This window comes from Kineococcus glutinatus, assembly GCF_039542765.1.
Taxonomy (GTDB): domain Bacteria; phylum Actinomycetota; class Actinomycetes; order Actinomycetales; family Kineococcaceae; genus Kineococcus_A; species Kineococcus_A glutinatus.
Window position 1 is genome coordinate 1 of the sequence record NZ_BAABIL010000397.1, and the last position, 2,953, is coordinate 2,953.

The 2,953-nt window shown below is 77.3% G+C and carries 2 protein-coding genes; one reads left to right on the forward strand and one right to left on the reverse strand.

Annotated features, from left to right (window positions below):
- Window positions 1-253: 253 nt before the first annotated feature.
- Window positions 254-721, forward strand: coding sequence for an Lrp/AsnC family transcriptional regulator (locus tag ABEB16_RS14555; RefSeq protein WP_345712958.1), 468 nt, complete (start codon window positions 254-256; stop codon window positions 719-721).
- Between the two features lie 21 nt (window positions 722-742).
- On the opposite strand, the gene ABEB16_RS14560 is transcribed toward ABEB16_RS14555, so the two are convergent.
- Entirely contained in the window at window positions 743-2,791 is a 2,049-nt protein-coding gene (locus tag ABEB16_RS14560) for a HelD family protein (RefSeq protein WP_345712959.1), read from the reverse strand.
- Between the last annotated feature and the right edge of the window lie 162 nt (window positions 2,792-2,953).

Here is a 2,953-nt window from a genome sequence, read left to right on the forward strand (position 1 = left end):
GCCCGCGGGCCCCGCCGCCTCGTGCGCCACCACGACCACCCCCTCGCGACGCGCGCGCCGCCGTGCAGATCCTCCCGCGCCGACGGGCCGCGCGGGGGCGTTTCCCCGCCGGTGGCCGGCGCCGGTGGCCCGGGGCGGGCCGGGGACGACGACCCGCCCCACGGCCCGATCGTGATCCTTTCGTGCCCTTTCCGGCGCTCCGGATGGTCAGAACGCCCACCCCCCGGCGCCCCCCGTCCGACACAATGACCGCGTGCGCCGCCTCGACCCCACTGACGCCCGGATCCTCCTAGCCCTCGACGAGGACCCGCGCGCCACGGTCCTCGGCCTGTCCCGCCAGCTCGGCCTGGCGCGCGGCACCGTGCAGGCCCACCTGGAGCGGCTGGAGAGCGACGGCGTCCTCACCCGGTTCAGCCGCCGCCTCAACCCCGCGGCGCTGGGTTTCACCGTCTCCGCGTTCGTCATGGTGGAGATCCACCAGGGCCAGCAGGCCTCGGTGCTGGGCGGCCTGCGGGAGATCCCCGAGGTGCTGGAGGTGCACGGCATCACCGGCGACGGCGACCTCATGTGCCGGGTGGTGGCCCGCGACGCCGAGGACCTCTACCGGGTCGGGCAGGAGATCCTCGCCATCCCGGGCGTCACCCGCACCCGCACCTCCCTGGCCATGCGCGAGCTCGTCTCCTACCGCGTCGACCCGCTCCTGAAGGCGCTCGGCGGCTGAGCCGGCGGCCCGGGCCGGGCCTCAGGCGGGTGCGGCGAGCTCGGCCGGCAGCGGCCGCGCGTGCACGACGACCAGGCCGGACACCGCCCGGGTCAGCACCACGTAGAGCCGGCGCAGCCCGGTGCGCCCGTCCGGCTCGGCGTCCACCAGGTCGGCGGGCTCGGCGACGACGACGCGGTCGAACTCCAGGCCCTTGGCCAGCGAGGCCGGCACCACCCGCACCCGGACCGGCTCCCCGCCCTCCTCCTCGTCCGCCGACGCGCCCAGCACCACGTGCGGGGTACCGGCCAGGGCCCGCACCGCCTCGTCCACCGCCGCGTCGGCCACCACCACCCCGACGGTGCCCTCCTGCGCCGCCGCCCGCCCCACCGCCGCCGCCACCGCCGGCCACAGCTCCGCCGCCGCCAGCACCTCCAGGGACCCGGCGTCCTCGCGCACCGAGCGCGGCCGGCCCAGCCCGGGCGCGACGTGCGGCAGCAGCCGGGTGGCGTAGTCCAGCACCGCCGCCGGCACCCGGAAGCCGCGGTCGAGCACCTCCAGCCGCCCGTCCGGCTTGCCGAGGTGGCCCAGCACCTCCACCCAGTCCCGCGCCGACCACGGCGTGGTGCCCTGCGCGATGTCGCCCAGGACGGTGACCGACCCCGTGGAGCAGCGCCGCGCCACCGCCCGCAGCTGCATCGGCGACAGGTCCTGCGCCTCGTCGAGCACCACGTGCGCCACCGAGGGCGTGCGCTGCAGCAGGTCCGCCAGCTCGTCGAGGAGCACCGCGTCGGCCGGGCTCCACCGGGCGGCGCCGGCGGTGCGGGGTGGGCGCGGCCAGCGCAGCAGCTCCTGCTCCCCCGCCCCCAGCACCCCCTCGGCGCAGGCGGCGAGGAACCCGGCGTCGGACAGCAGCCGGTGCAGCAGCTTCGCGGCGTCCAGCGGCGGCCACAGCGCCCGCACCGCGCGCCTGACCTCCGCGCTGCGGGCGACGGCGTCGGCGACCCGGTCGTCGGGGGAGTCCCCGGCGGCCTCCATCCGCAGCAGCACCGCGTGGGCCAGCCGGTGCGGCAGCAGCGCGCGGGCCGCCTCGTGGCGGACGCCGCGGCCGCCCAGCTCGGCCAGCACCTCGCGCAGCTCGTGCGCGGGCACCCGCCAGCGCCGCGAGCCGCGGGTCACGACCAGGGCGCCGCCCTCCAGCACCTCGGCGGGGTCGCGCACCGCCGAGGCCACCGCCCGCCGCAGCACCTGCGCCAGCCGGGCGTCGCCCTTGAGGACCGCCACGGGCACCGGGTCGCTCCCCCGCACGCGGGTGCCGCCGGCCACGAGCCCGTCGACGGTGGTGTGGCGCACCTGCACCTCCCCCAGCGCCGGCAGCACCGCGGAGATGTGGCCGAGGAAGGCGCGGTTGGGCCCGATGACGAGGACGCCCTGGCGGGTGAGGCGGTCGCGGTGGGCGTAGAGCAGCCAGGCCGCGCGGTGCAGCCCCACGGCGGTCTTGCCGGTGCCGGGGGCGCCCTGCACGCAGACGCTGGTGGTGAGGCCGGCGCGCACGAGGACGTCCTGCTCGGGCTGGATGGTGGCGACGATGTCGCGCATGGGGCCGGACCTGGGCCGCTCGATCTCGCGGGCGAGGATGCGGCTGGGGGCGTCCTCGCCCTGCCGCGGGTCCCCGAGGTGCTCGTCCTCGTAGGCGGTGAGCCGGCCGCGCTCCACCCCGAAGCGGCGGCGCAGCACGACGCCCTGCGGGTCGGTGCGGCTGGCGCGGTAGAAGGCGCGGGAGACGTCGGCGCGCCAGTCCACGACGACGGGGTCGCCCGCGGCGTCGGTGACGTGGCGGCGGCCGATGTGGAAGGACTCCCCACCGGTGGTGTCGGTGCGGCCGAAGAACAGCGTGGTGTGCGGGTCGTCGAGGAGGCCGGCCGCGCGCCGGTGCAGCGCCCAGGCCAGGGCCTCGTCGGCGATGGCGTCGCCGCCGTCGGGCACGAGGGAGAGGGTGTGCTCGCGCATCCGGGCCAGCTCGGCGCGGGCGCGGTCGAGGTGGTGCTGCTCGGCGGTGAGCACGTCGGGGGTCGGGGTGGTCGTGAGCACGGTGGTGCCCCCTGGGAACGGGTGGCGGAAAGGGCCCCGAAATGCTGCACCGGATTCTCCGGGAATACAACGTTGCGATCTTCCGGGGAAATGCGGGAGGATTTCGGTGGGGCGAAAGGGAAAACCCGAACCGGGAAAAATTGCCCCATTCTAGAGGTCCGG